17 protein-coding genes are annotated in these 26,123 nt (G+C 72.5%); 14 read left to right on the top strand and 3 right to left on the bottom strand.

Annotation, left to right across the window (positions count from 1 at the left end):
- Positions 1–49: 49 nt before the first annotated feature.
- Complete coding sequence (locus ACWDLG_RS22200) at positions 50–3,448, top strand: phosphodiester glycosidase family protein (protein ID WP_449922595.1); 3,399 nt, start codon at positions 50–52, stop codon at positions 3,446–3,448.
- 187 nt (positions 3,449–3,635) lie between these two features.
- Here the strand turns inward: ACWDLG_RS22200 and ACWDLG_RS22195 are convergent, their stop codons facing one another.
- Entirely contained in the window at positions 3,636–4,700 is a 1,065-nt protein-coding gene (locus ACWDLG_RS22195) for a PfkB family carbohydrate kinase (protein WP_449922593.1), read from the bottom strand.
- A gap of 153 nt (positions 4,701–4,853) precedes the next feature.
- Here ACWDLG_RS22195 and ACWDLG_RS22190 point away from each other — a divergent pair, with 153 nt between their 5' ends.
- The 8 genes from ACWDLG_RS22190 (at position 4,854) to tuf (ending at position 16,134) form a co-directional block, all read left to right on the top strand.
- Complete coding sequence (locus ACWDLG_RS22190; RefSeq protein WP_449922591.1) at positions 4,854–5,837, top strand: substrate-binding domain-containing protein; 984 nt, start codon at positions 4,854–4,856, stop codon at positions 5,835–5,837.
- A 1-nt stretch (position 5,838) separates the two neighbouring features.
- Entirely contained in the window at positions 5,839–6,804 is a 966-nt protein-coding gene (locus ACWDLG_RS22185; RefSeq protein ID WP_449922589.1) for an ABC transporter permease, read from the top strand.
- Complete coding sequence (locus ACWDLG_RS22180; RefSeq protein ID WP_449922587.1) at positions 6,801–7,613, top strand: ATP-binding cassette domain-containing protein; 813 nt, start codon at positions 6,801–6,803, stop codon at positions 7,611–7,613. The genes ACWDLG_RS22185 and ACWDLG_RS22180 overlap by 4 nt, the downstream gene beginning before the upstream one ends.
- 34 nt (positions 7,614–7,647) lie before the next feature.
- Positions 7,648–8,667: a LacI family DNA-binding transcriptional regulator gene (locus tag ACWDLG_RS22175; protein ID WP_449922585.1), complete on the top strand. Its 1,020-nt coding sequence runs from the start codon at positions 7,648–7,650 to the stop codon at positions 8,665–8,667.
- A gap of 280 nt (positions 8,668–8,947) precedes the next feature.
- The gene (locus tag ACWDLG_RS22170; protein ID WP_449922583.1) at positions 8,948–11,746 is read left to right on the top strand and encodes a glycoside hydrolase family 2 TIM barrel-domain containing protein; all 2,799 of its coding nucleotides are present in this window, start codon (positions 8,948–8,950) and stop codon (positions 11,744–11,746) included.
- 253 nt (positions 11,747–11,999) lie between these two features.
- On the top strand, positions 12,000–13,301 hold the full coding sequence (locus ACWDLG_RS22165; RefSeq protein WP_449922581.1) for an erythromycin esterase family protein: 1,302 nt from the start codon (positions 12,000–12,002) through the stop codon (positions 13,299–13,301).
- Positions 13,302–13,373: 72 nt separating this feature from the next.
- Positions 13,374–14,615, top strand: a complete 1,242-nt coding sequence (locus ACWDLG_RS22160; protein WP_449922580.1) for an ATP-binding protein — start codon at positions 13,374–13,376, stop codon at positions 14,613–14,615.
- A 352-nt stretch (positions 14,616–14,967) separates the two neighbouring features.
- A complete protein-coding gene (gene tuf / locus ACWDLG_RS22155) occupies positions 14,968–16,134 on the top strand; it encodes an elongation factor Tu (protein ID WP_449922578.1) in 1,167 nt (388 codons plus the stop codon).
- Positions 16,135–16,304: 170 nt separating this feature from the next.
- On the opposite strand, the gene ACWDLG_RS22150 is transcribed toward tuf, so the two are convergent.
- Positions 16,305–18,464 carry an MMPL family transporter gene (locus ACWDLG_RS22150; protein ID WP_449922576.1) on the bottom strand — a complete coding sequence of 720 codons (2,160 nt, stop codon included), beginning with the start codon at positions 18,462–18,464 and terminating at the stop codon, positions 16,305–16,307.
- A 24-nt stretch (positions 18,465–18,488) separates the two neighbouring features.
- On the bottom strand, positions 18,489–19,037 hold the full coding sequence (locus ACWDLG_RS22145; RefSeq protein WP_449922574.1) for a TetR/AcrR family transcriptional regulator: 549 nt from the start codon (positions 19,035–19,037) through the stop codon (positions 18,489–18,491).
- Between the two features lie 172 nt (positions 19,038–19,209).
- Between ACWDLG_RS22145 and ACWDLG_RS22140 the strand changes: the two genes are divergently transcribed.
- From ACWDLG_RS22140 to ACWDLG_RS22120, 5 genes are read left to right on the top strand one after another with little or no spacing between them, the layout of a single operon-like run.
- On the top strand, positions 19,210–21,045 hold the full coding sequence (locus ACWDLG_RS22140; RefSeq protein WP_449922572.1) for a S9 family peptidase: 1,836 nt from the start codon (positions 19,210–19,212) through the stop codon (positions 21,043–21,045).
- Positions 21,009–22,319, top strand: coding sequence for a serine hydrolase (locus tag ACWDLG_RS22135; RefSeq protein WP_449922571.1), 1,311 nt, complete (start codon positions 21,009–21,011; stop codon positions 22,317–22,319). The genes ACWDLG_RS22140 and ACWDLG_RS22135 overlap by 37 nt, the downstream gene beginning before the upstream one ends.
- Positions 22,320–22,328: 9 nt before the next feature.
- The gene (locus ACWDLG_RS22130) at positions 22,329–23,654 is read left to right on the top strand and encodes a serine hydrolase domain-containing protein (RefSeq protein WP_449922570.1); all 1,326 of its coding nucleotides are present in this window, start codon (positions 22,329–22,331) and stop codon (positions 23,652–23,654) included.
- The gene (locus tag ACWDLG_RS22125) at positions 23,647–24,495 is read left to right on the top strand and encodes a serine hydrolase (protein ID WP_449922568.1); all 849 of its coding nucleotides are present in this window, start codon (positions 23,647–23,649) and stop codon (positions 24,493–24,495) included. Before ACWDLG_RS22130 ends, ACWDLG_RS22125 begins: the two co-directional genes overlap by 8 nt.
- A 29-nt stretch (positions 24,496–24,524) precedes the next feature.
- Entirely contained in the window at positions 24,525–26,108 is a 1,584-nt protein-coding gene (locus ACWDLG_RS22120; protein WP_354913253.1) for a PucR family transcriptional regulator, read from the top strand.
- The last annotated feature ends 15 nt before the right edge of the window (positions 26,109–26,123 follow it).

The raw sequence follows: 26,123 nt of genomic DNA, 5'->3' as shown, positions 1-26,123 counted from the left end.
GATCTGAAATTTTCTTTTAGTTCATGACTAAGTCTTGAAACTTGTCACCATGGCACGATTGAGTGCCGTCGTGCAGACCCTCCGCTTCATGGCGTCCGCCGCGCTGGCCTTAGGGCTTCTGGCCAGCCCGGCGCAGGCCGATCCCCCCGCTCCCGCAGAGGACGCGCCTCCCGCGTCGTCCTACAGCTCCGACTCCACCCTCCTGCTCAACGCCCCCGCGAGCCGGTCGCTGGAGACGGCCAAGAAGGTCCGGCCCGTCGCGCCGGGCCTCACGCTCACCTCCTTCGACCGCTTCGACGCGGCTGGCTGGCTGCGCGCCGACGCCCTGTCGGCCGACCTGTCGGGCGGCGTCTCCACCGGCTATCTCAACTCGGGCGAGGTGTCGAAGACCGAGCCGCTGTCGGGGCCCGCCGATCGCGCCCGCGCGGTGGCCGCCGTCAACGGCGACTTCTTCGACATCAACCGCTCGGGCGCGGCGCTCGGCGTCGGCGTGAAGGACGGCGCGCTCGTCCAGTCGCCCGTCCAGGGCTGGAACAACGCGATCGCCCTCAACGAGGGCGTCGGCCGAGTCCTGCAGATGCACTTCGACGGCACCGCCACGCCCGCGGGCGGCGCACCGATCACGCTCACCCAGTTCAACCAGCTCGTCCAGACCGGCGGGGTGGGCCTGTTCACCCCGCTGTGGGGCTCCTACCGGCGCTCCGACTCCGCCAAGGTCACCGAGGTGGTGCTCGTGGACGGAGCCGTCACCGAGGTGCGCACCGGCGCAGGCCAGGGCCCCATCCCCGCCGGGACCACCGTCCTGCTCGGCCGCGAGGCGGGCGCCGACGCGCTGGCCCAGCTCAAGGTGGGCGACCGGGTCGAGGTGAAGTACCAGCCCAAGCCCTCCGACGGCGGCGCCGTCCAGACCGCGCTCGGCGGCAGGAACGTCCTGGTCAAGGACGGCAAGGCGCAGCCGTTCACCGACACCGACAGCCACCCCCGCACCGCGGTCGGCTTCTCCGCCGACGGCAGGAAGATGTACCTGCTCACCGTGGACGGCCGTCAGGCCGACAGCCGCGGCCTGACGCTGCGCGAGATGGCCGCGCTCCTGGTCGAGCTGGGCGCCCACAACGCGCTCGAACTCGACGGCGGCGGCTCCTCCACCATGCTCGCCCGCGAGCCCGGCAGCGCCGACGTCCAGGTGGAGAACAGCCCCTCCGACGGCGGCGAGCGGCACGTCCCCAACGGCCTGGCCCTCTACGCCCCGCAGGGCAGCGGCGAGCTGAAGGGCTTCTGGCTGGAGACCGCCAGCGACCCCGCCAAGGCGCCCGGCGTCGGACCGGTCGCCGGCGGCCGTCCCGACCGCGTCTTCCCCGGGCTCACCAGGCGGCTGACCGCCGCCGGATACGACGAGACGTACGGCCCGGCCGAGGGCGCGCCCTCGTGGCAGACCTCGACCTCCGTGCACGGCCGCGTCTCCAAGGAGGGCGTCTTCCACGCCTGGGTCCCCGGGCAGACCACGGTCACGGCCAGGCACGGCGCGGCCAAGGGCACCCTGGACCTGACCGTCCTGCAGCCGCTGGCCCGCCTCGGTGTCACCACCGACCGGGTGGGTCTGGCGGCGGCCGACGCCACGGGCAGCTTCGGCGTCGTCGGCTACGACCGCAACGGCAACTCCGCGCCCATCGAGCCGGGCGACGTGAAGCTCGACTACGACACCTCGCTGCTCGAGGTGAAGCCCGCCCCGCACGGGTTCTTCACCGTCAAGGCGCTCAAGGGCACCGGATCGGGCCTGATCACCGCGCGGGTGGGCGCGGTGAGCGCCGCCGTGCCGGTGACCGTCGGGTTCGAGGACGTCGCCGTCGCCGACTTCGAGAACGCCGGCTCGTGGACGTTCGCCGCGGCCAGGGCCACCGGCTCGCTGGCCGCCGGCCAGGGGCAGAGCGGCGGCGGGCTGAAGCTCACCTACGACTTCACCCAGTCGACCGCCACCCGCGCCGCCTACGCCTCGCCGCCCCAGCAGATCGTGATCCCCGGCCAGCCGCAGGCGTTCGGGCTGTGGATCAACTCCGCCGGCAAGGGCGAGTGGCCCAGCCTGGAGTTCTACGACTCCCAGGGGCAGTCGCAGATCCTGCGCGGGCCGTACCTGACCTGGAGCGGCTGGAAGTACGTCGAGTTCACGGTGCCGCCCGGGGTGAGCTACCCGCTCAAGCTGCGCCGCTTCTACGTCGCCGAGACCAGGGCCGACGCCACGTACACCAACGCGATCACCATCGACGGGCTGGTGGCCAGGGTGCCTCCCTCGGTGCAGGCGCCGCCCGCCGCCCGGGTGAGCGACCCGGTGGTGAAGCCGTCGGTCACCGCCATGCCGTGGCGGTTCGCGGTGATGTCGGACGCCCAGTTCGTGGCCCGGCAGCCCGACAGCGACATCGTCAAGAACGCGCGCAGGACGCTGCGCGAGCTCAAGGCCGCCAAGCCCGACTTCCTGCTGATCAACGGCGACCTGGTGGACGAGGCCTCGCCCGAGGACTTCGCGCTGGCGAAGCGGATCCTCGACGAGGAGCTGGGCGGGAGCCTGCCGTACCACTACGTGCCCGGCAACCACGAGGTGATGGGCGGCAAGATCGACAACTTCCGGGCGGTGTTCGGCGACACCTCCAAGGTCTTCGACCACAAGGGGACCAGGTTCATCACCCTCGACACCTCGCGGCTCAACCTGCGCGGCGGCGGCTTCGAGCAGATCGAGCTGCTGCGCGACCAGCTCACCGCGGCGGCCGGGGACGGGAACGTGGGGTCGGTGGTCGTGCTGTTCCACGTGCCGCCGCGCGACCCGACGCCCGGCAAGGGCAGCCAGCTCGGCGACCGGAAGGAAGCGGCCCTCGTCGAAGGATGGCTGGCCGACTTCCAGCGGACGACGGGCAAGGGCGCCGCCTACATCGGGGCGCACGTCGGGACGTTCAACGCCGCCCGCGTCGACGCGGTGCCGTACTTCATCAACGGCAACTCGGGCAAGAACCCGGCCACCGCCGCCGACGACGGCGGGTTCACCGGGTGGTCGCTGTGGGGCGTCGACCCGGTCACGCCGAAGGAGGCCGAGCACGTCAGGCGCAACTGGTTCGTCGACGCGCCCAGCTGGATCGGCACCCAGGTGCGTCCGCACGTGGACACGCTGACGCTGACCGCGCCCGCGTCGGTCTCCGTGGGATCGCCCGCGACGGTGAAGGCGTCGCTGACCCAGGACGACCGGACGGTCCCCGTGGCCTACCCGGTGTCGGCCGAGTGGTCCGGCTCGCCGAACCTGCACATCGGGCCGCTGTCGAAGGCCAGGCCCTGGCACGTCGCCTCGCTCGACCCGGCGACCGGGACGCTGACCGCGCTACGGCGCGGGCAGGTGCTGGTGGCGGTCACGGTGAACGGGGTCACCAAGGAGGCAACGGTCGCCACCGCGTCCAGCGCCGCCGCCTGACCCTCGCACCCTGAGGCGCCCGCTTCCCCACCGGGAGGCGGGCGCCTTCCGCGCCCGGCCACCACCGCCGGCCGTCACCCCGGGCCGCCCGGCGTCGGCTGTCACGGTCGGCCGTGCCGCCGGGCGGGCCGCCGCGGTGGCCCGCCCCGGGCAGGGGCAGTCCCTCCGCCGCCATCCCGGCTCCGGGTCAGGCGTCCGGCTGGGCGAGCTGGTCGGCCCACGGCGGGTCGGCGCCCGGCACGGCGCAGGTCAGCGCCGCCACTCTGGCGCCGAACGCCGCGGCCTCGGCCGCTGCGGCCAGGTCGAGCCGCTCCAGCCGCCCGCCCAGCAGCCCCCTGCTCTCCAGCCGGTGCAGCAGGCCCGCCGTGAACGAGTCGCCCGCGCCCACCGTGTCCACCACCTCGACGGGCACCGCCGGCACCGTCGCCGTCTGCGCCGCAGTCGGGACCACTGTCGGGGCCGCTGTCGGGGCCGCTGTCTGCACCGCTGTCGGACCTGCTGTCTGCACCCCTGTCGGGCCCGCTGCCGGACCTGCTGTGGGGCCTGCTGTCGGGGCCGCTGTCTCCCCGTCCAGCGACACCAGCGCCCCCTCGGCACCCATGGTCACCACCACGAGCCGGGCCCCCCACGCGTGCCAGAGCGCGCACGCCTCGGCCACCGAGGCGCCGGGCAGCAGGAACGCCACGTCATCGGCGCTGAGCTTGAGGATGTCGGCCAGCTCGCACCACCGCGGCATCCGGCTCAGGTAGTCCTCGCGCGAGGCCAGGCTGGGCCGTACGTTGGGGTCGATCGAGACGGTCGCCGTCGCGGCGGCGCGCGCGGCGAAGTCGGCGACCGCGCTCGCTCCGGGTTCCCTGACCAGCGCCAGCGAGCCGGTGTGCAGGCAGGACGCGCCGTCCAGCCGGTCGGCCGACAGCTCGGCGGCGCTCCACTGCCAGTCGGCGGTGCCCTCGGCGTGGAAGGTGTAGCGCGCCTGCCCGTGGGCGTCCAGGGTCGCGACGGCCAGCGTGCTGGGCTCGCGGGCCGGCACGCACGCCGACAGGTCCACGCCGGAGGCGGCCATCCGCTCGCGGAACAGCTCGCCGAACACGTCGTCCGACAGCCGGCCGAGGAAGCCGGCCGGCGTGCCGAGGCGGGCCAGGGCGACCGCGGTGTTGGCGGGCCCGCCACCGGGCAGCACCCGCAACATCAGCTCGCCCGGACGTTTGCCGGCGAAGGCGTCGGCGACGCACTCACCCAGGACGGCGATCATGTGCCTGCCTTTCCGCTGTTGCCGTTTCGTTACGGGCGGGGGGCATTGACGTTTCCCGAAACGGAGTTCATCATCGCAGCACAGCGGATGTCAACGTTGACATATGTCAACGATGACACCGGGTCCGCCCAGCTCATGTGAGGAACACCCGCCATGAAGCGACTCATCGCAGGCCTCTCGGCCGCTACCCTTCTCACCGCCGGATGCGGCGGCGGCACCACGTCCGGCTCGGCTTCGGAGCCCGTCAAGGTCGGCCTCATCACCAAGACCGAGACCAACCCCTTCTTCGTCAAGATGAAGGTGGGCGCCACCGCAGCGGCCAAGGATCAGGGCGCCCAGCTCATGAGCGCCGCGGGCAAGTTCGACGGCGACAACGCCAGCCAGATCACCGCCATCGAGAACATGGTCGCCGCGGGCGTCAAGGGCATCCTCATCACGCCGAGCGACACCAAGGCCATCGTGCCCGCCATCAAGAAGGCCAGGGACGCGGGCGTGCTGGTCATCGCCCTCGACACCCCGACCGACCCGCAGGACGCCACCGACGCGCTGTTCGCCACCGACAACTTCAAGGCCGGCGAGCTGATCGGCGCGTACGCCAAGGCCGCGATGGCCGGCAAGGCCGCCAAGATCGCCACCCTGGACCTGGCTCCCGGCATCACCGTCGGCAAGCTGCGCCACGACGGCTTCCTCAAGGGCTTCGGCGTCGCCGAGGGCGACCCGTCGATCGTGTGCTCGCAGGACACCCAGGGCGACCAGGCCAAGGGCCAGACGGCCATGGAGAACTGCCTGCAGAAGGCGCCCGACATCAACCTCGTCTACACCATCAACGAGCCCGCCGCGCTGGGCGCGCACACGGCGCTGAAGGCCAAGGGCGTCGACAAGAACGTGCTCGTGGTCTCCGTCGACGGCGGCTGCACCGGTGTCAAGGCCGTGCAGAACGGCTGGATCGGCGCCACCTCCCAGCAGTACCCGCTGAAGATGGCCGAGATGGGGGTCAAGGCCGTCACCGACTTCGCCAAGAGTGGGAACAAGCCCAGCGGGTACACCGACACGGGGGTCACCCTCATCACCGACAAGCCGGTCGCCGGGGTGGACGCCAAGGACACCGCCTACGGCCTGGCCAACTGCTGGGGCTGACATGGCCGTCACCGAAGCGAGCCTGCCGCGCAGGATCCTGACCACACCGACGGCGGGGCCGCTGGCCGCGCTGATACTGGCCTGCGCCTTCTTCTCGCTGAACAGCGAGCAGTTCCTCACCGGAGGCAACTTCTCGCTCATCATCCAGCAGGTCATGGTCGTCGGCACGCTGGCCATCGGCCAGACACTGATCATCCTCACCGCGGGCATCGACCTGTCGAACGGGGCGATCATGGCCTTCGGCGGCATCGTGATGGCCAAGCTGTCCCTGTCCATCCCGCCGCTGGTGGCGATCGGCGCGGGCCTGGCCGTCTGCGCCGCGTTCGGCCTGATCAACGGGCTGCTGGTGACGAAGATCGTGCTGCCGCCGTTCATCGTCACGCTCGGCATGCTGAACGTGGTCTTCGCCCTCACCCACATCTACTCCCAGGACCAGACGGTCACCGGGCTGCCGCCCGAGCTGACCTTCCTCGGCCAGACCTTCCAGCTCGGCGACACCCGCGTCACCTACGGCTCGGTGCTCACCATCGCGCTCTTCCTGCTGTTCGCCTACCTGCTGGGGCACACCGCGTGGGGCAGGCACGTCTACGCCCTCGGCAACAGCCCGGAGATCGCCAGGCTCACCGGCATCCGCACCGACCGGCTGACCGTGGGCGTCTACAGCCTTGCCGGCCTCGTGTACGGCATCGCCGCCCTCCTGCTGGTCTCCCGCACCGGCGTGGGCGACCCCCAGGCGGGGCAGACCGACAACCTCGACAGCATCACCGCGGTCGTGCTCGGCGGCACGAGCCTGTTCGGCGGGCGCGGACAGGTCCTGGGCACGCTCATCGGCGCGCTGATCGTGGGAGTGTTCCGCAACGGACTCCAGCTGATGGGCGTCCCGTCGATCTACCAGACGCTCATCACCGGCATCCTGGTGATCCTCGCGGTCGCCGTCGACCAGCTCTCCCGCAGGAGGACCCGATGACCACCGCAGTTCTCCAGGCACGGGGCCTGGTCAAGCGCTACGGACACGTCACCGCCCTCGACGGCGCCGACTTCGACCTGATGCCGGGTGAGGTGCTGGCCGTCATCGGCGACAACGGCGCCGGCAAGACCACCCTCATCAAGGCGCTGACCGGCGCCATCCAGCCCGACTCCGGCGAGATCCTGCTCGACGGGAAACGGGTGCGCTTCGGCGACCCGCTGGAGGCGCGCAGACACGGCATCGAGACCGTCTACCAGGACCTGGCCATCGCCGCTTCGCTCGACATCGCCACCAACATGTTCCTCGGCAGGGAACTGCGCAGGCCGGGCGTGCTCGGCAAGGTCTTCAGGATGCTGGACAAGCCGCGCATGCGGGCCGCCTCGGCCGAGTACATGGCCGAGCTGAAGATCGGGCTGCGCTCGCTGTCCGTGCCCGTGGAGTCGCTGTCGGGCGGACAGCGGCAGGGCGTGGCCGTCGCCAGAGCGGTGGCGTGGGCCTCGCACGTGGTCGTCATGGACGAGCCCACCGCAGCCCTCGGGGTGAAGGAGTCGGGACAGGTGCTCGACCTGATCCGCAGGGTCCGCGACCGGGGCCTGCCCGTCGTGCTGATCAGCCACAACATGCCGCACGTCTTCGAGATCGCCGACAGGATCCACGTCCAGCGGCTCGGCCGCAGGGTCGCGCAGCTCAAGCCGGGCGAGCACAGCATGGCCGAGGTCGTGGCCATCATGACCGGCGCGCTGACCGTGTCCGAGGGCAAGGCGGTCATCGCCGACAAGGACGCAGCGGAGGCCATCGGCCTGTCGTGATCCCTTACCCTGTTCACGACAACGGGGAGGTTCGATGGCGAGCGCGCGGCGCCCGACGATGACCGATGTCGCCCGAGAGGTCGGCGTCACCGCCAAGACCGTCTCCCGCGTCCTCAACGAGGACGGCCCCGTCGCCCCCGAGACCCGTGCGCGGGTCATGGAGGTCGTGCGCAGGCTCGGCTACCAGCCCAACCTGATGGCGCGCAACATGCGGGTCGGCGCGAGGGACGCGGCGATCGGGCTGGTCATCCCCGACATGGGCAACCCGTTCTTCGGCACCGTCGCGGGCGGCATCGAGAGCGCCGTGCGCGAACGCGGCCTGACCGTGATCGTGGGCTCCTCCAGCGAGACCAGGGAACTCGAGCGCTCCCTGGTGGCCACCTTCCTGGCCCGCAGGGTGAGCGCGCTGCTCGTCGTGCCCTCGGCGGCCGGCGACCACCGCTACCTGCGCGCCGAACGCGAAGCCGGGCTGCCCATCGTCTTCCTCGACCGGCCCGCGGTGGGGCTGGTGGCCGACTGCGTGGTCAGCTCCAACCGGGAGGGGGCGCGCGACGGCACCGCCCACCTCATCGCCCACGGGCACCGCAGGATCGGCTTCATCGGCGACCTGCCCACGACGCTCTACACCAGGCGCGAACGCCTGCAGGGCTACCGGGAGGCGCTGGCGGCGGCCGGCCTGCCGTTCGACAAGGCGCTGGTGGAGACCGGCCACTCCGCCGCGGCCGCCGCAGCGGCGGCCGAACGGCTGCTCGGCCTGCCCAACCCGCCGACCGCGCTGTTCGCGGCCAACAACTTCGCCGCCACCGGGACGGTGGTGGGGCTGGCCAGGGCGGGACGCAAGGACGTGGCCCTGGTCGGCTACGACGACCTGCCGCTGGCCGAGGTTCTCGACCCGCCCCTGACGGTCGTCGCGCAGGACCCGGCGGCGATGGGGGCGGCGGCGGCGGCGCTGGTGCTGTCCCGGCTGGCCGGCGACCGGTCACGCACGGCCAAGACCCAGATCCCCACCCACCTGATCCCTCGCGGCTCCGGCGAACTCCCCCCGCGTCACTGAACCCCCGTCCTGCCTGCCCGGTCCGGCCGTCCGGTGCCGTCCTCTCCGCTACCGCGAGCCCGCCCGTGCCGTTCTTCCTCCCGTACGGCGCGGCCACCCCGGCTCTTCCTCCCGTACGGCGAGCCCACCCGGCCGCCACCCTGGGCGCCGGGCCGGGGCGCGTCCAGGGGCACGCGTCCAGGGGCACGTGTCCCCGAGCGCGCGTGGCGGGCCGTCGCGACGTCGCCGGACCCGCTGAACGTCTGGACATGTGTGATTAATTCGGAAAACATCGGTTTTTGTGTACTTCGCCGATTTCGCTCCGGGAGCGGGCCGACTGGACCCGCGCGCCGCGCTCCGCTCCGACGCCCCTTCGATCGATCTCAACGGTGACTGGCGCTTCCGCCTGTCGGCCACCGCCGACGCGCCCGACGACTTCGCCGCCCCAGACTTCGACGACGCGGCCTGGGACACGCTTCCCGTTCCCTCCCACTGGCCGCTGCACGGGTACGGCAGCCCGGCCTACACCAACGTCTCCTACCCCTTCCCCGTCGACCCGCCGTACGTGCCCGACGAGAACCCCACCGGCGACTACCGGCGCGCGTTCGAGCTTCCCGAGGGGTGGAGCGGCGGGCGGCTGCGGTTCGAGGGCGTCGACTCGTGCGCCAAGGTCTGGCTGAACGGCCACGAGCTCGGCTTCACGACCGGCAGCAGGCTGCCCGCCGAGTTCGACGCCGGGCCGTACCTCAGGCCGGGGCGCAACGTGCTTGCGGTGCGGGTGCACCAGTGGTCGGCGGCCAGCTATCTCGAGGACCAGGACATGTGGTGGCTGCCCGGAATCTTCAGGGAGGTGACGCTCACCCGATCCACCGCTGACGTGTTCGTGCACGCCGCCGCCGACGGCACGCTCAGCTTCGAGGGCGCGGGTCTGCTGTCCGTCCCTGAGCTGGGCGTGACCGACCTGGCGCCCGGCACCGAGGTGCGCGTGGCCGCGCAACCGTGGTCGGCCGAGACGCCCCGCCTGTACGAGGCCGTCTTCTCCACCGCCGAGGAGACCGTACGGCTGCGCATCGGCTTCCGCACGATCACGATCGAGGACGGCGTGCTCAAGGCCAACGGCGTCCCGCTGGTCTTCAAGGGCGTCAACCGGCACGAGTTCCACCCCCGGCACGGCCGCGCGGTGCCGTACGAGACGATGGTCGAGGACGTGCTGCTGATGAAGCGGCACAACGTCAACGCCGTCCGCACCAGCCACTACCCGCCGCACCCCGCGTTCCTGGACCTGTGCGACGAGTACGGGCTGTGGGTGGTCGACGAGTGCGACCTGGAGACGCACGGGTTCGGGCAGGTCGGCTGGCGTGGCAACCCCACCGACGACCCTCGCTGGAGCGAGGCGCTGCTCGACCGGATGAAGCGGATGGTCGAGCGCGACAAGAACCACCCCAGCGTGGTCATGTGGTCGCTCGGCAACGAGGCGGGCGCCGGCGCCAACCTGGCGGTCATGGCCGGCTGGACGCGCGAGCGTGACCCGTCGCGGCCCATCCACTACGAGGGCGACCCGTCGTGCGCCGACGTGGACGTCTACAGCAGGATGTACGCCTCGCACGCCGAGGTGGAGGCGATCGGCCGGGGCGCCGAGGACCCGCTCGACGACCCCGGGCTGGACGCGCGGCGCAGGGCGATGCCGTTCGTGCAGTGCGAGTACGCCCACGCGATGGGCAACGGCCCCGGCGGCCTGGCGGAGTACCAGGAGCTGTTCGACACCTATCCGAGACTCGCGGGCGGGTTCGTCTGGGAGTGGATCGACCACGGCCTGGCCCACGACGAGTACGGCTACGCCTACGGCGGCGACTACGGCGAGCCGCTGCACGACGCGAACTTCGTCGTGGACGGCCTGGTCTTCCCCGACCGCCGGCCGTCGCCGGGGCTGCTCGACCTGAAGAAGGTGTTCGAGCCCGTCACGGTCACCTTCTCGGACGGGACGGTGACCGTGACGCGGGCGGTGCCGTACCCGCTGGAGTTCTGGTGGGCGCTGACGGCGGGCGGCGTTGCGGTCGCCGAGGGCGTCCTGGACGTGCCCGAAGGGGAGCGGGCCGAGGTCAAGCTCCCCGACCTGCCGGAGACGGACGAGCCCGGCGAGGTGTGGCTGACCGTGCAGGCCGTCCTGGCGGCCGACCTGCCGTGGGCGGAGAAGGGACACGAGATCGCCTGGAGCGAGCTGAAGGTCGGCGACGGCTCGCCCGCCCCCGCGCGCGGCGAAGGACCCGCTCCCGCGGGGCGGGCGGAGCTCGTGGTGCGGGGGGAGAGCGCCGAGCTGGGCGGAGGGGTGTTCGAGGCGAGGACAGGACGGCTGACCACGCTGTTCGGGCTGGACGTCGAGGGGCCCAGGCTGCACCTCTGGCGGGCGCCCGTCGACAACGAGCGTTTCGGCGGTCTCGACTGGAACTGGCGCAGCCTCGGACTGCACCGCCTGACCCACCGGGTCGTCGCCGTCACCCACGAGGACGACGCGCTGACCGTCCGCGCCCGCGTCGCCCCCGCCGCCACCGACCTCGGCATGCGCGTCACCTACCGGTGGACCGCCGACGAGGCGGGACTCGCGCTCGACGTCCACGTGGTGCCCGAGGGGGAGTGGACGTTGCCGCTGCCGAGGCTCGGCGTGGCCATGACGCTGCCGTCGAGCCTGTCGGAGGTCGTCTGGTTCGGCAGAGGCCCGGGCGAGTCCTACCCCGACACGGGCCTGGCGGCCCGGATCGGCGGCTTCGGCGCCACGATCGAGGAACTGCAGACGCCGTACGTGTATCCGCAGGAGAACGGGCAGCGCGCCGACGTGCGGTGGGCCATCCTCGTCGACGGCCAGGGCCGGGGCCTGCGCATCGCGGGCGAGCCCGCGTTCGGGCTGACCGCACGCCGGTGGAGCACCGCCGAGCTGGAGCGCGCCGCCCACCTGACGGACCTGCGGGCGGGGGAGCGGGTGCACGTCCACCTCGACCACGCCCAGCACGGCGTCGGCAGCGCGGCGTGCGGCCCCGGCGTCCTGCCGCGATACGAGCTGCGGGCGCGGGAGGCGCGCTTCGGCTTCCGCTTCTCGGCGGTGTGACCGCCGCGCCGCCACGCGGGCCGGTCCTCTCACCCGGAGGGGACCGGCCTTACGTCGTCCGAGGTCGCGGCGCTGATAGTGTCGCTTCCATGGCCACGGGCAGTCTTTTCCTCTGACGCCGGAGCGCGTTCGTCTCCGGCCGGATGACGCGGGGGCCACGGCCCCGTCTCCCTTCGCCGCCGCTCGGCTCCTTCCGCGCCCCCCTTTTCGGTGACCTTCCGACGTTTCCATACCGAGAATCGAGCGACTCGCCATGACGACCGACCGGATGTCCGCGGACCTTCTCGCCACCTGGTTCCGGACGCACACCAGCATCCTGACCGGCCTCGATCCCGACGCGCCGCTCGACGACCTCGAGCCGCTGCGCGAGATCATCGGTGATGCCCGGGTCGTGGCCGTGGGGGAGGGGGCCCACTTCGTGAGGGAGTTCACCCAGGTCCGCCAGCGGGTGCTGCGCTTCCTCGCCGAGCGGTGCGGGTTCACCGTCCTCGCCTTCGAGTTCGGGTTCAGCGAAGGCCTCGCCCTGGACGAGTGGTTGCGGGGCGACGGCGACGAAGCCGATCTGGCCGCCCTCAGCGGCACCACGAACGCCGGGATGAACCCCGACATGGTGCGCTGGCTGCGCCGGCACAACCTCACCAGCGCGCATCCGGTGCGCTTCGTCGGAGTCGACACCCCCGTGGCCGGAGGGCAGCTGCGCCCCGCGCTGGAGCCGCTGGCCGGCTACCTGCTCGACGTCGACAGGGAGGCGCTGGGCCAGGTCGAGCGGGCCATGGCGATCGCCGACCGGTTCACCGGCAGATCGGTCGCCGTGGCGGCGCCCCGGTGGGCGCGCCTGGGGGCGGGCGAGCAGGACGCGCTCACCGCCTCGCTGACCCGGCTCCTGCTGCGCTTCCGGGCGCTGGAGCCGCTCTACGTCTCGCGCAGCGACCAGCACCGCTACGACGTGGCGCGGCGCCATCTGGAGGCGGCGCTGCACGCCGACTACATGTTCGGGGCCATCCGCGCCCTCTTCGCGGGTGAGGGACTGCCGGGGGACGCGTCCGTACGGGACCACTACATGGCCCGGTCGCTGCGCTGGCATCTCGACCGCGCCGAGCCCGGCGCGCGCATCGTCCTGGCCGCCCACAACCAGCACATCCAGAAGACGCCCGTGTGCTACGGCGGCGAGCTGGCCGCCCTTCCCATGGGGCACTACCTGAGCCGGATGCTCGGCGACGGCTACCGGGCGCTCGCCCTGACCCACACCGCCGGCAGCGTCGCCGAGATGCACCTGGACGAGAAGAGCGAGGCCGGCTTCACCGTCGCCGAGGAGCAGCTCGCCGCGCCCGAGCCGGGAAGCGTCGAGGCGGCGCTGGTCGATGCGGGATTCGGCACCGCCGTCAGCCTCACGAACCTGCGCCACGCCCCGCAGGGCGCGCTGGACCGCATCCGCAGCCAGAGCGCCAGCGTGCTGACCCCCATGCGGGAGGCGTTCGACGGGGTCATCACCACCCCGACGGCCACCACCTCCTTCTCGACGAGTCTGGGCGGAGCGCCCTTCGACCAGCCGTGACGTCCGGCCCCCGGCGTTCCCCGCGTTTAGGTCACCCCAAAAAGGACAAAAAACGCCAAAGGGGGCTGGGGTATGCAGGTAAAGATCGATTACGAGGCGGTGTTCACGGCCGCCCCGTCCCTGTCGGCGGTCCTGACACCGGACTTCGTCATAACGGCGGTCAACGACTCCCTCCTCAGGGCGCTCGATCGCACCCGGGCTGAACTGATCGGCCAGGACGTCTTCGCCGCCTTCCCGATGAACCCGAACATCCTCGACGACCCGGGCATGCAGGGCGCCAAGGCGCTGCGCGCCTCGCTCGAACAGGTCGCGGCCACCGGCCAGGCCGACGTCATGTCGGCGCAGCGCTACGACATCGAAGAGGTGGGCCGGCCCGGCGTCTTCGAGGAGAGGTACTGGAGCACGGTCAACACGCCTATCCTGGGGCCGAAGGACGGGGTCGACTGGATCCTGCTCAGCAGCCAGGAGGTCACCGGCTTCGTCAAGGCGATGAAGCGGTACGGCATGCGGACCGCCCCCGGCCGCGACGTGGAACCGGACGAGGTGAACGCCGATCTCTACGCGCGCGCCTGCGAACTGCACAACCTCGCCGGACAGCTCCAGGAGACACACGACCGGCAACGGGCGACCATCTCGGCGCTCCAGGAGGCCGTCCGCCGGCAACGCCAGGCGGTCTTCGACACCTCGCACGACCTGCGCAACCCCATCACCGGACTGCTGACCGAGCTCGAGGCCGCGCTCGCCGAACCGCACATCGACCAGCGGCAGATGCTGCGCAAACTGCTCCGCAACACCGAGCGGCTGAGCGAGATCGTCGCGGACGTGCTCGACCTGGCCCGCCCCGACAGCGGCACCACCGCCGACATGGAGGTGCTCGACCTGGGCGTCTTCGCCGCCGACGAGCTCGAACGCCGCGCCCCCGCCGCCACCGTCGTCACCGGCCTGGAGCGCGAGGTCCTGGTACGCGCCTCCCGGATCCGCCTCGCCAGGCTGCTGGGCAACCTGCTGGACAACGCCGAGCGGCACGCCTCCACCACGATCGAGGTCCACGTCACCACAGCCCCGCCCGAGGCGATCCTCGAGGTCGTGGACGACGGGCCAGGCATCGCGTCGGCCGACCGCGAACGGGTCTTCGAGCGCCTGTACCGGCTGGACGACGCTCGCCACCGCGACCCCGGTGGCACCGGACTCGGCCTGGCCATCGCGCGCGAGATCGCCCGCGCGCACGGCGGCCAGTTGCACGCCGCCGATCACCCCCGCGGGGCTCGCTTCGTCCTGCGCCTTCCCCTCGCCGCCCCGCCCCTCCGGAAGTAACGGCGGCCTGACAGGCCCGTCCGGAAGTAGCGGCCGCCTGACAGGGCCCGTCCGAGAGTAACGGCCGCCTCACAGGCCCGTCCGGGAGCGGCGGCCGCCTGACAGCGCCGTGCGGCCGGGCGGGACGCGGAATAATCCGTTGCCGCCGGGCATTCCACACCGACATCATGGTCATCATGTTCCGGTACGTCCTCCAGCTCACGCCTGCGGCAGCAGGCGCGCTGGGCCGTGCCGCGACGCTCCGCGACGGCCTGGAGCGCTGACCCTTTCCCGTGCGTCCGATCGTGACCCGGCGGGGGAGGGTTGACGACCCGACGGGTCACCAGGCATCGAGCGTCGAAGGAAAGGGACGATGGCCAAGCAGGCCTACGTGCGGAACAAGCCGCACCTCAACATCGGCACCATGGGGCATGTCGACCACGGCAAGACCACGCTGACCGCCGCGATCACCAAGGTGCTCGCCGAGCGGGGCGGCGCGACGTACACGCCGTTCGAGCGGATCGACCGCACGCCCGAGGAGGCGCAGCGGGGCATCACGATCAACATCTCGCACGTCGAGTACGAGACGGCCACCCGCCACTACGCGCACGTGGACATGCCCGGCCACGCCGACTACGTGAAGAACATGATCACGGGGGCGGCGCAGCTCGACGGCGCCATCCTGGTCGTGTCCGCGCAGGACGGCATCATGCCGCAGACGCGCGAGCACGTGCTGCTCGCCCGGCGGGTCGGGGTCGAGCACCTGGTCGTCGCGCTGAACAAGGCCGACGGCGCCGACCCGGAGCTGGCCGACCTGGTCGAGCTCGAGCTGTCGGAGCTGCTGGCCGAGCACGGCTACCACGACGTGCCCATGGTCCGCGTCTCCGGGCTGCGGGCGCTGCAGGGCGACCCCACGTGGACGGCGTCCGTCGAGGCGCTGCTCCAGGCGGTGGACGACCACATCCCGGTCCCCGTCCGCTACGTCGAGGCGCCGTTCCTCATGCCGGTGGAGAACGTGCTCACCGTCACCGGGCGCGGCACGGTCGTCACCGGCGCGATCGAGCGCGGCTCGGTCAAGGTCGGCGACACGGTCGAGGTCGTCGGCCTGGGCGAGGGTTTCACCGCGGTGGTGACCGGGGTGGAGACCTTCGGCAGGACCATGGAGCGCGGCGAGGCCGGTGACAACGCGGCGGTGCTCCTGCGCGGCGTGCGGCGCGAGCAGGTACGGCGGGGCCAGGTGCTGGCCGCGCCCGGCTCCCAGCGCGCCCACACGCGCGTCACCGCCAGGATCTACCTGCTCACCGAGGCCGAGGGCGGGCGACGCCGGCCCGTCGGCAGCGGCTACCGGCCGCAGTTCTACCTGCGCACGACCGACGTGCCCGGCCAGATCGTCATGGACGGGCCCGCCGCGCCGGGCGACACGGTGGAGGCGGTCGTCGAGCTCGGCCGGTCGGTGGCCGTGGAGCCCGGGCTCGGCTTCGCCATCCGCGAAGGCGGGCTGACGGTCGGCGCCGGCACGGTGCTGTCCATCCTCGACTAGCATGTCCGGCCTGGCTGGCGGCCGGGTCCCCCACCGGGACCCGGCCGCCGTCGCGCCGGAATCCGCACCCGGGCCGCGCCACCGCCGCGCCGGAATCCGCGCCCAGGCGACGCCACCGCCGCGCCAGCGCCGCGATCCCGCCGGGAGCGAGCGGACGGCTGGGCGGGACGTCAGACCCTGGCGGTCTCCCTGGAGTCGTCGCGGTGCCGGTCGGCGGGGTGCTCGTGAAGGCCCTCGCCCTCGACGTCGAGGTTCGGCAGGACCCGGTCGACGGCGCGGGGCAGCCACCATGCCGCGCGGCCGAGAAGGGACATCACGGCAGGCACCAGGGTCAGCCGGACGAGGAACGCGTCGACGAACACCCCGACGGCCAGCGCGAAGCCGATGGACTTGATGATCGGGTCATCCATGAACACGAATCCGCCGAAGACGGCCACCATGATGAGAGCCGCGGCGGTGACGACGCGGGCGTTGTGGCCCAGCCCGTTGACGGTCGCCTGGCCCGGACTGTCGCCGCGGACGAAGTCCTCCCGCATGCGGGAGACGAGAAAGACCTCGTAGTCCATGGCCAGCCCGAACAGGATTCCGATCAGCAGGATCGGCAGGAAGCTCACCAGCGGTCCGGGGACGTCGACGCCCACCAGGTCGGCCAGGTGCCCCTGCTGGAAGATGGCCACCGTGATGCCGAACGTGGCGCCGACGGTCAGCAGGAAGCCCAGCGCCGCCTTGAGCGGCACCAGCAGCGAGCGGAAGACGAGCATGAGCAGCAGGATCGACAGGCCGACGACGAGCAGCAGGTAGACGGGCATCGCCTCGGCGAGCTTCGCCGACACGTCGATGCCGATGGCCGTGGCGCCGGTCAGCGCGACGGTGGCGCCCTTGACGCCGGACACGCGCTCCCTGATCAGGCGCACCGCCCGCTCGGTGGCGGCGTCGGTGGGCCCGGCCTTGGGGATGACGGTCATCAGCGCGGTGGTGCCCTGGCTGTTGGTCTGCGGCGGGGAGACGCCGAGCACGCCCTCGGTGCCGTGGATCAGGAGTGCGGCCTGCTTGGCGGCCGCGCCGGTGGATGCGGCGTCGTCGCCGGAGACGACGGCGACCAGCCGGCCGTTGAGGCCCGGCCCGAAGCCCTCAGTGATCAGGTCGTAGGCCTCGCGGGGCGCGGAGCCGGAGGGGGCTGTGCCGGCGTCGGGCAGGGCCAGGCGCATGTCCTGGGCGGGCAGCGCCAGCGCGGCCAACCCCACGACACCGGCCGCCAGAATCGGGACGCGCAGGCGCGTGACGATCCGGCCCCAGCTGTAACCGAAGCCCTCGCGGCCGGGGCCGGCGGCCCTTCCACGGCGGTGCGCCCTGGGCATGACGCGGGGGCCGGCGAAGCCGAGCATGGCGGGCAGCAGGGTGAGGGCGACCAGCACGGCAAGGGTGACGGTGCCGGCCGCGGCCAGGCCCATGACGGTGAGGAAGGGGATGCCCACCACGGCGAGACCGGCCAGGGCGATGACGACGGTGGCACCGGCGAAGACCACGGCCGAGCCCGCGGTGCCGGTCGCCCGCCCGGCGGCCTCCTGCGCCTCGACGCCCTCGGCGAGGAACTGCCGGTAACGGGAGGTGATGAACAGCGAGTAGTCGATCCCCACGGCCAGTCCCAGCATCAGCGCCAGGATGGGCGCGGTGCTGGTCAGGTCGAGCACGCCGCTGAGGGCGAACAGCCCGGACATCCCCGCGGCCACGCCGGCGAGCGCGTTCAGCAGCGTCATGCCGGCGGCCACGAGGGAGCCGAAGGTGACCACCAGGACCACGGCGGCGACCAGGACACCGAGAGCCTCGGTGGAGCCGATCTCGGCTCCTGCCGTCATCACCTCACCGCCGTGCTCCACCCGCAGGCCGTGCGCCGAGGCGCCGACCTTCTGGTAGGCGGCGCGCTGAGCGTCGGTGATCTCGCTGGTGGCGGTGTCGAACTGCACCTGGACCAGCGCGTAGCGGTCGCGCGAGACCGCGCCGACCTGGAAGGGGTCGACGGCGGCGATCACACCCGGAACCCGGTCGGCCTCCTGCACGATGGCGGCGACCGCGGCCCTGTCGAGCTTCCTCCCCTCGGGTGCGGCGATGACGATGGTGCCGGTCGTGCCGCCGGCCTGCGGGAACTGCCGCCGCAAGGAGTCGAGCGCCCGCTGCGACTCCGTACCCGGGATCGTGAAGTCGTCGCTGGTGGGGCCCATGAAGGCGGCGGCCGCCCCGCCCAGCAGGGCGAGCGCGAGCAGCCAGACGGCGAGGACCCGCCCCCGGCGGCGGAAGGAGAACCGGCCGAGCCGGTAAAGCAGAGAAGCCATGAACGTGGGTGTCTTTCCTCGTGTTCAGGGGGTTTCGCGGTCGAGTGTGCGCAGGGCGCCGCGGATCAGCTCGGCACGCAGGTCCTGGTCCGTCACCGGCAGGTCGCTGGCGCAGGTGACGGAGACCGCGCCGATGACCATGGAAGCGGTGACCAGGCCCTTGGCCGCGGCCGAGCCCTCGGCCATCGCCGCCATCAGCCGCGCGATGACGGCGGGCACGGCACCCAGCGCCGGGTGGCCGGTGAGCCCGGGGATGTCCTGGAACAGGACCTTGACCTCGCGCCGGAACCGCATGGCCAGGTCGACGAAGCCGGTGACGGCCGCTTCCGCGGCCGGGGCCCCTTCCATGCCCGCGAGCCGGGCGTCCAGCGCGCCCAGTTCCTCGCCGGCGGGGGTGAGCAGCTCGGTGAGGATCGCCTCCTTGCTGACGAAGTAGTAGAGCAAGGACGCCTTGGAACAGCCCACCACCTGGGCGATGTCGTGCAGCGAGGTGCCCTTGTAGCCGCGCGTGGCGAACAGGTCCAACGCCGCGTCCAGGAGGTGGCCGCGCAGGGCGGAAGCGGGACGTGCCATGCCAGCCACGATAACTGTCCGATCGGTCAGAGCTGACCGATCGGACAGGACAAGGATGTGGCCTTGATCACTTCGCCGATGGGGTGCCCCCTCGTACGACGGCACAATGAACCGCGTCCGCTTCGTGCGCGCGGCCGAAGATGCGTCCTGGCCTCTCACCTACCGTTCGATCATGTCCCGCCTCTCCCTGAACGATCTCTTCCGCATCGCCGTACCCGGTGATCCGCAGGTGCGCCCGGACGGCGGCGCGGTCGCCTACACGCTGACCACCGCGGACAGGGACGCCGACGACAACCGCTGCGAGGTGTGGCTGGCCGAGCCGGGCCACGAGCCGCGCCGGCTGACCGGCGGCCCCGCGGACCTGGCTCCCCGCTGGTCGCCCGACGGCCGAACGCTCGCCTTCGTCCGCCCCGTCGACGGCAAGCCGCAGATCCACCTGCTGCCGATGGACGGCGGCGAGCCGCGCGTGCTGGCCACCGACGGCGCGGGCCCGCCCGTGTGGTCGCCGGACGGCCGCCGCCTGGCCTTCACCGCCCCGTACGGCGAGGCGCAGGCGCACGACCCGGTCGTGGCCGACACCCTGGAGTACAAGGCCGACGGCGCCGGCCTGCTGCGCGACCTGCGCACCCACGTGGTGGTCGTGGAGGTGGACTCGGGCGCTTGGCGCAGGCTCACCGAGGGCGACTTCCACGCCGGCGAGCCCACCTGGTCGCCCGACGGGCAGAGTCTCGCCTTCGTCGCCGCCATGGAGCCCGACCGGGACCTGGTGCCCGGCGGCGCCGTCTACCTCGTCGACCTCGACGGCGGGCAGCCCAAGCGGCTCACCGAGCAGGGCGTGACCTGCACGGGCGTGTGGTGGCTCGGCGAGCGCCTGGTGGTGACCGGATTCACCGGCGAGCCCGTCGGCCACACCCGCCTGTTCGCGCTCGAGGCGGGCGGCCTGGTCGAGATCGAGACCGGCCTGGACCGTAACGTCATGGTGGGCGCCCCCGGCTACCCGGGCGCCCCGCCGCTCCTGCTGGGCGACGAGCTGCTGTTCTGCGCCCGTGACGGCGGCCTTACCCACCTGTTCGACCTGGACGGCCGGGCGAGGGTGGGAGGGGAGTTCGGCGTGTCGGGCGCCACGGCCGCGGCCGGCCGCCTGGCCTACGTGGCCGCCGGCCCTGGCAGCGCCGGCGACGTCTACCTCGACGGTCGGCGGCTCACCGATCACGCGCTGCCCGACGTGGAGCTGTTCCCGCTCGAACGCCGCGTGTTCACCGCCCCCGACGGCACCCCGGTCGAGGGCTTCCTGCTGCGCGACCCGGCGCTGAAGCAGCCGGGACCGCTCCTGCTCGACGTGCACGGCGGCCCGCACAACGCGTGGGCACCCGTCTTCGACGGCGTCCACCTCTACCACCAGGTGCTCGCCGCGCGCGGCTGGAGCGTGCTCACGCTCAACCCGCGCGGCAGCGACGGGTACGGCGAGGCCTTCTACACCGCCGCGATCGGCGCGTGGGGCCTGGCCGACGCCGGCGACTTCCTGGCCGCGCTCGACGACCTGGTCGAGGAGGGCGTGGCCGACCCGGACCGGCTGGCCGTCACCGGCTACAGCTACGGCGGCTACATGGCCTGCTGGCTGTCGGCCACCACCGACCGGTTCAGGGCCGCCATCCCCGGCGGCTGCGTCAGCGACCTGACCAGCATGTCGGGCACCTCGGACGCCGGACACCTGCTCAAGACGTTCGAGTGCCGCGGCGACCTGGCGGCGCAGTCGCCGCTCACGCACGTGGCAGGCGTGCGCGCGGCCACCCTCGTCCTGCACGGCGAGCGCGACGACCGCTGCCCCGTCGGGCAGGCCGAGCAGTGGTTCGCCGCGCTGCGCGAGCGCGGGGTGCCCGCCAGGCTCGTGCGCTACCCGGGTGGTTCGCACCTGTTCATCCTCAACGGACGCCCGTCCCACCGGCTCGACTACAACGAAAGGATCGTCGCGTGGCTGGAGCAATGGGTGATCGGCTCGCAGAGCTGATCGCCGAATACGACGTCCCCGGCGCCGCTGTCGCCTACCTCCACCAGGGGGAGGTGCACGAGAGCGCGGCCGGTGTCCTCAACCGCCGCACGGGCGCGCAGGTGACGCCCGACTCGCTCTTCCAGATCGGCTCGGTCACCAAGGTGTGGACCGCCACCCAGCTCGCCCTGCTGGCCGAGCAGGGCGCGCTCACCCTCGACACCCCCGTCGCCGAGCTGCTGCCCGGCTTCCGGGTCGGCGACCCCGAGGTGACCGGGACGGTGACCGTCCGTCACCTGCTCAGCCACACCTCGGGCATCGACGGCGACCTGTTCCTCGACACCGGCCGTGGCGACGACTGCATCGAGCGGTACGTCGCCGCCTGCGCCGACCTGGCGCAGAACCATCCGCTCGGCGCCACCCAGTCCTACTGCAACGCGGGGTTCGTCATCGCCGGCCGTGTCGTCGAGCACCTGACGGGCAAGGTGTGGGACCAGGCGCTGCGCGAGCAGATCATCGAACCGCTGGGCCTGACCCACACCTGGACCCTGCCCGAGGACGTGCTGCGCTTCGGCGCCGCCGTCGGTCACGTCGACGGGGAGCCCAGCCCCGTGTGGGGACTCATGCGCTCCTGCGGCCCGGCCGGGCTGATCACCGCCAGGCCCGCCGACGTCGTCGCCTTCGCCCGCGCCCACCTGGAGGGCGGTCTGCTCAAGGACCCGCGCGCCCTGTGGGAGCCGCAGGTCGCCCTCCCCAACCCGTACACGCTGGGCACGCACTGGGGCATCGGCTGGATCCTCGACGAGTGGGACGGCCGGCGGGTCGTCTCCCACGGCGGCAACACCATCGGCCAGTCGTCGATGCTGTGGATGCTGCCCGACACCGGCACCGTCGTGTGCGCCGTGGCCAACGGCGGGCACAGCGCGGCCTTCTTCCACCACCTGGCCACCGAGCTGTTCCGCGAGCTGGACGGCGTGGCCGTCCCCCCGGTGCTCGGGCCGCCCGAGCAGCCGGTCGAGGTGGACGCCGAGCGGTACGCCGGGGTGTACGAGCGGGTCGGCGCGCGGCTGACGATCACGGTCCGCGACGGCGGCCTGCGGCTGCTGATGGAGTCCACGGGCGCCCTGGCGGACCTGTCGGAGCCGGCCGAGCTGGACCTGCTGCCCGTCGACGACGTCACCTTCGTCGGCCGCCTCCCGGACGACCCGCAGTGGCTGTCGGCGGTCTTCTACGAGCTGGCCGACGGTTCCCCCTACGTCCACATGGGCGTCCGCGCCACTCCCAAGATCGCCTGAGGAGCATCCATGGACCTGCAGCACCGCCTCGACGAGGCCGCGCGCGACCACAACGTCCCCGGAGCCGCCGTCGCCGTGTGGGCGGACGGCCGGTTGATCGAGGCGGCCACCGGCGTCGTCAACCGCGACACGGGCGTGGAGACGACGACCGACAGCCTCTTCCAGGTCGGTTCCACGACCAAGATCTGGACGGCCGCCCTGGTCATGCGCCTGGTCGAGGAGGGCGCGGTGGACCTCGACGCGCCCGTGCGCAAGTACCTGCCGGAGTTCGGCCTGGCCGACGCCGCCGCAGCCGAGACGGTCACGGTCAGGCACCTGCTGACCCACACCGCCGGGTTCGCCGGCGACCTGTTCGAGGACACCGGGCGCGGCGACGACTGCCTCGACCGCTTCGTGAGCTTCCTGCACGGCGCGCCGCAGGTCTACGAGCCGGGCGCGATGTTCTCCTACTGCAACTCGGGGTACGTCGTGCTCGGCGCGCTGGCCGCCAGGTTGGCCGGGGGCACGTGGGAGCGGGCCATGCGCGAGCGGCTGATGAACCCGCTCGGCGTCACGCACGGGGCGCTGCTGGCCGAGGAGGCCGTGCTGTTCCGCGCCTCGGCAGGGCACCTCGGGCCCGGCAACGCGGTCAACCCGAACTGGCAGATGCCGCGCTCGAACGCGCCCGCCGGGTCCACCCTGTGCCTGGCGCCGCGCGAGCTGGTCCGCTTCGGCCGGATGTTCCTCGACGGCGGCGTCACGCCCGGCGGCACCAGGCTGCTGGAGGAGGAGACGGTCGCCGCGATGACCACCGCCCAGGTGGACGTGCCGGGCGTGCCCGGCCTGCTCGCCGACCGGTGGGGGCTCGGCTTCGAGCTGTTCGACTGGGGCGCGCCCGTCTTCGGCCACGACGGCGGCACCGTCGGGCAGAGCACGTTCTGGCGGATCGTCCCCGGCAGCCGCTTCACGATCGCGATGAGCTGCAACGGCGGCGACGTGCCCGCCATGCTCGATGACCTGGCCTTCTCACTGGTCCGCGAGCTGGCGGGGGTGACCCCCACCCCGCTGCCGACCGTGCCCGACCGGCCCGCCGCGGTGGACGCCACCCGCTACGCGGGCACCTACCATGGGCCGGCCGCCGTGCAGGAGGTGGCCGCGGTCGGCGGCGGCCTGGAGGTGACCACCATTCCCGGCGAGTTCATGCGCCAGGCGGGCATCGAGCGCACGACCGAGAGGTTCGTCCACCACTCCGACGAGTCCTTCATCGACGTCGAGGCCAAGACGACGATCACCTTCCTGGAGCGGGACGGGCGGATCTTCCTCCACAGCGGCGGCAGGGCGGTGGCACGTGCGTGAGCTGTTCGCGGCCGCCGAGGTCGAGGGATTCCTGCACGCGCGGGAGATCGACGGTGAGCGCGAGGTGTGCCACGGGGCCGACGACCCCGTGGTGCTCGCCTCCGTCTTCAAGATCCCGATCGTCCTGGAGTACGCCAGGCAGGCCGCCGCGGGCCTGATCTCCAGGACCGAGCGGCTGCCGGTGACCTTGGAGCACCGCGACGGCGGCATCGGGACCTCCGGCTGCGCCGACGAGATCGAGCTCTCCCTGCGCGACCTGGCCCTGTTCATGATGTCGATGAGCGACAACGCGGCCACCGACGTGCTGCTGGAGAAGGTGGGGGTGGAGCGTGTCAACGCCACCCTCGCCGAGCTCGGGCTGAAGGGCACGCGCCTGGTCGGTGACTGCCGCGTGCTGCTGGGCAGTGTCCTGTCCGAGCTCGGTGCCGGCTCGTTGGAGGAGGCGGCGGCCGCGCCGCCGGAGACCATGCGCACGCTGTCGGTGCTCGACCCGGCCAGGACCTCCGCCTCCACCCCCCGCGAGACCACCACGCTGCTGGCCAAGATCTGGCGCGACGAGGCGGGCCCGCCGCAGGCCTGCGCGGAGGTCAGGCAGATCATGGGACGGCAGGTCTGGCCGCACCGGCTGTCGTCGGGCTTCGGCGACGACGTCCGGATCTCCGCCAAGACCGGGACGATCTTCGGCGTCCGCAACGAGGCGGGCGTCGTGGAGTACCCGGACGGGAGGCGCTACGCCGTCGCTGTCTACCTCCGGCCGCGCTCGCTCGGCTACCGCCTGCCCAAGGCGGATGCCGTCATCGGCGCGGTGGCCCGCGAGGCGGTCGACGAGCTACGCGGCTGATGTCAGTTTTCGTCCACTATCGTGAGGAGATGACGACTCGGCCGCGGGCCAGTCTGCGCCGGATCCTCGACGATCTGGGCAGCACGGTGCTCGACGTGGCCGCCTCGCCCGGCGACCTCGACGCCGAGGTCACCGGCGTCCACATCTACGACCCCCTCGACGAGCTGCTGCTGCCCCCGGGCGGCCTGCTGCTCGGCGTGGGGGTCGAAGGCGCCGAGGCGATCTGCGACCTGCTGGAGGGGGCCCGCCCCGGCTCCGGCATCGTGATCAAGCAGCCCGTGGCGGCCGACGAGCGGGTGCGGGCCAAGGTGCTGGAGACCGGCGTCGCCGTGCTCGGCCTCACCCGCGCCGCCTCCTGGTCACAGGTGGCGGCGCTGCTGCGCTCGCTGCTGGCCGAAGGCGATCTGACGGAGTCCGGCCAGCAGCCGCCCGACGATCTGTTCTCCCTGGCCAACGCGCTGTGCGCGCTGCTGGACGCGCCGGTCACCATCGAGGACCGCTCGGCCCGGGTGCTGGCCTTCTCCGGCCGCCAGGAGGAGGCCGACTCCAGCAGGATCGCCACCGTGCTCGGCCGCCAGGTGCCCGAGGTGTACCAGCGCATGCTCGACGAGCAGGGCTGGTTCCGCAAGCTCTACCAGAGCACCGGGCCGATCTTCATCGAACTGTCCGAGGGGCTGCCCCGGGTGGCGATCGCCGTCCGCTCCGGCGACGAGATCCTCGGCTCCATCTGGGCCGCCGTCCGCGAGCCGCTCAGCGAGCAGCGCGAGTGGGCGCTCGTCGACGCCGCCAAGATCGTCGCCCTGCACCTGCTGCGCCAGCGCGTGGGCGCCGACACCCGTCGGCGGCTGCAGGCCGACCTGCTGTCCACCATCCTGGAGGGCGGCAGGGACGCCGCCGAAGCCGCCGGCCGCCTCGGGGTGGCCAGCGAACGGCTGTGCGTGCTGGCCGCGCAGCTCACCGAGACGCGGGCCGACGCCGCCCAGGCCGAGGCCGACCGGCAGCGCTTCTGCGACGCGCTCGCCCTCCACGTCGGCGCCATCCATCCCAGGGCGGCCGCCGCCCTCGTCGGCTCGGTGGCCTACGCGCTCCTGCCGCTGCACGCCAGCGGTGAGGAGGAGGCCAGGGCCGTACGCGTCGCCGAGAGCTTCCTGTCCAGGGTCGGGCCCCGCCACAGCGCCAACATCGGGGTCGGCAGGCTCGCCGCCGACCTGGGCGAGGTGGCCAGATCGCGGGCCGACGCCGACAGGTCGCTGCGCGTGCTGCGCTCCAGGGGCCTCTCAGGACAGGTGGCGGGCTACAGCGACGTGCACTTCGAGTCGCTGCTGCTCCAGCTGGGCGACCTGGCCGCTGCCGAGGAACAGGCCCCGACCGGGCCCTACCACCGGCTGCTGCGCTACGACGCCGAGCACGGCACCGAACTGGCCGCCACCCTCGGCGCCTATCTCGACAGCTTCGGCGACGTCAACGCCGCCGCCGCGGCCGTGCACGTGCACTCCAACACCTTCAGATACCGGCTGCGCCGCCTGACCGAGATCAGCGGTCTCGATCTCGCCGACGCCGAGGCGCGGCTCGCCGCCATGCTCATGATGCGTATCTTCGGACGGCGGCACTAGAGGAGCAGCCGCTTT

Source organism: Nonomuraea sp. NPDC003727, from assembly GCF_053586935.1.
The sequence above is the reverse complement of the archived record's forward strand: the minus strand, read 5'-3'. Positions and strand labels throughout refer to the sequence as shown.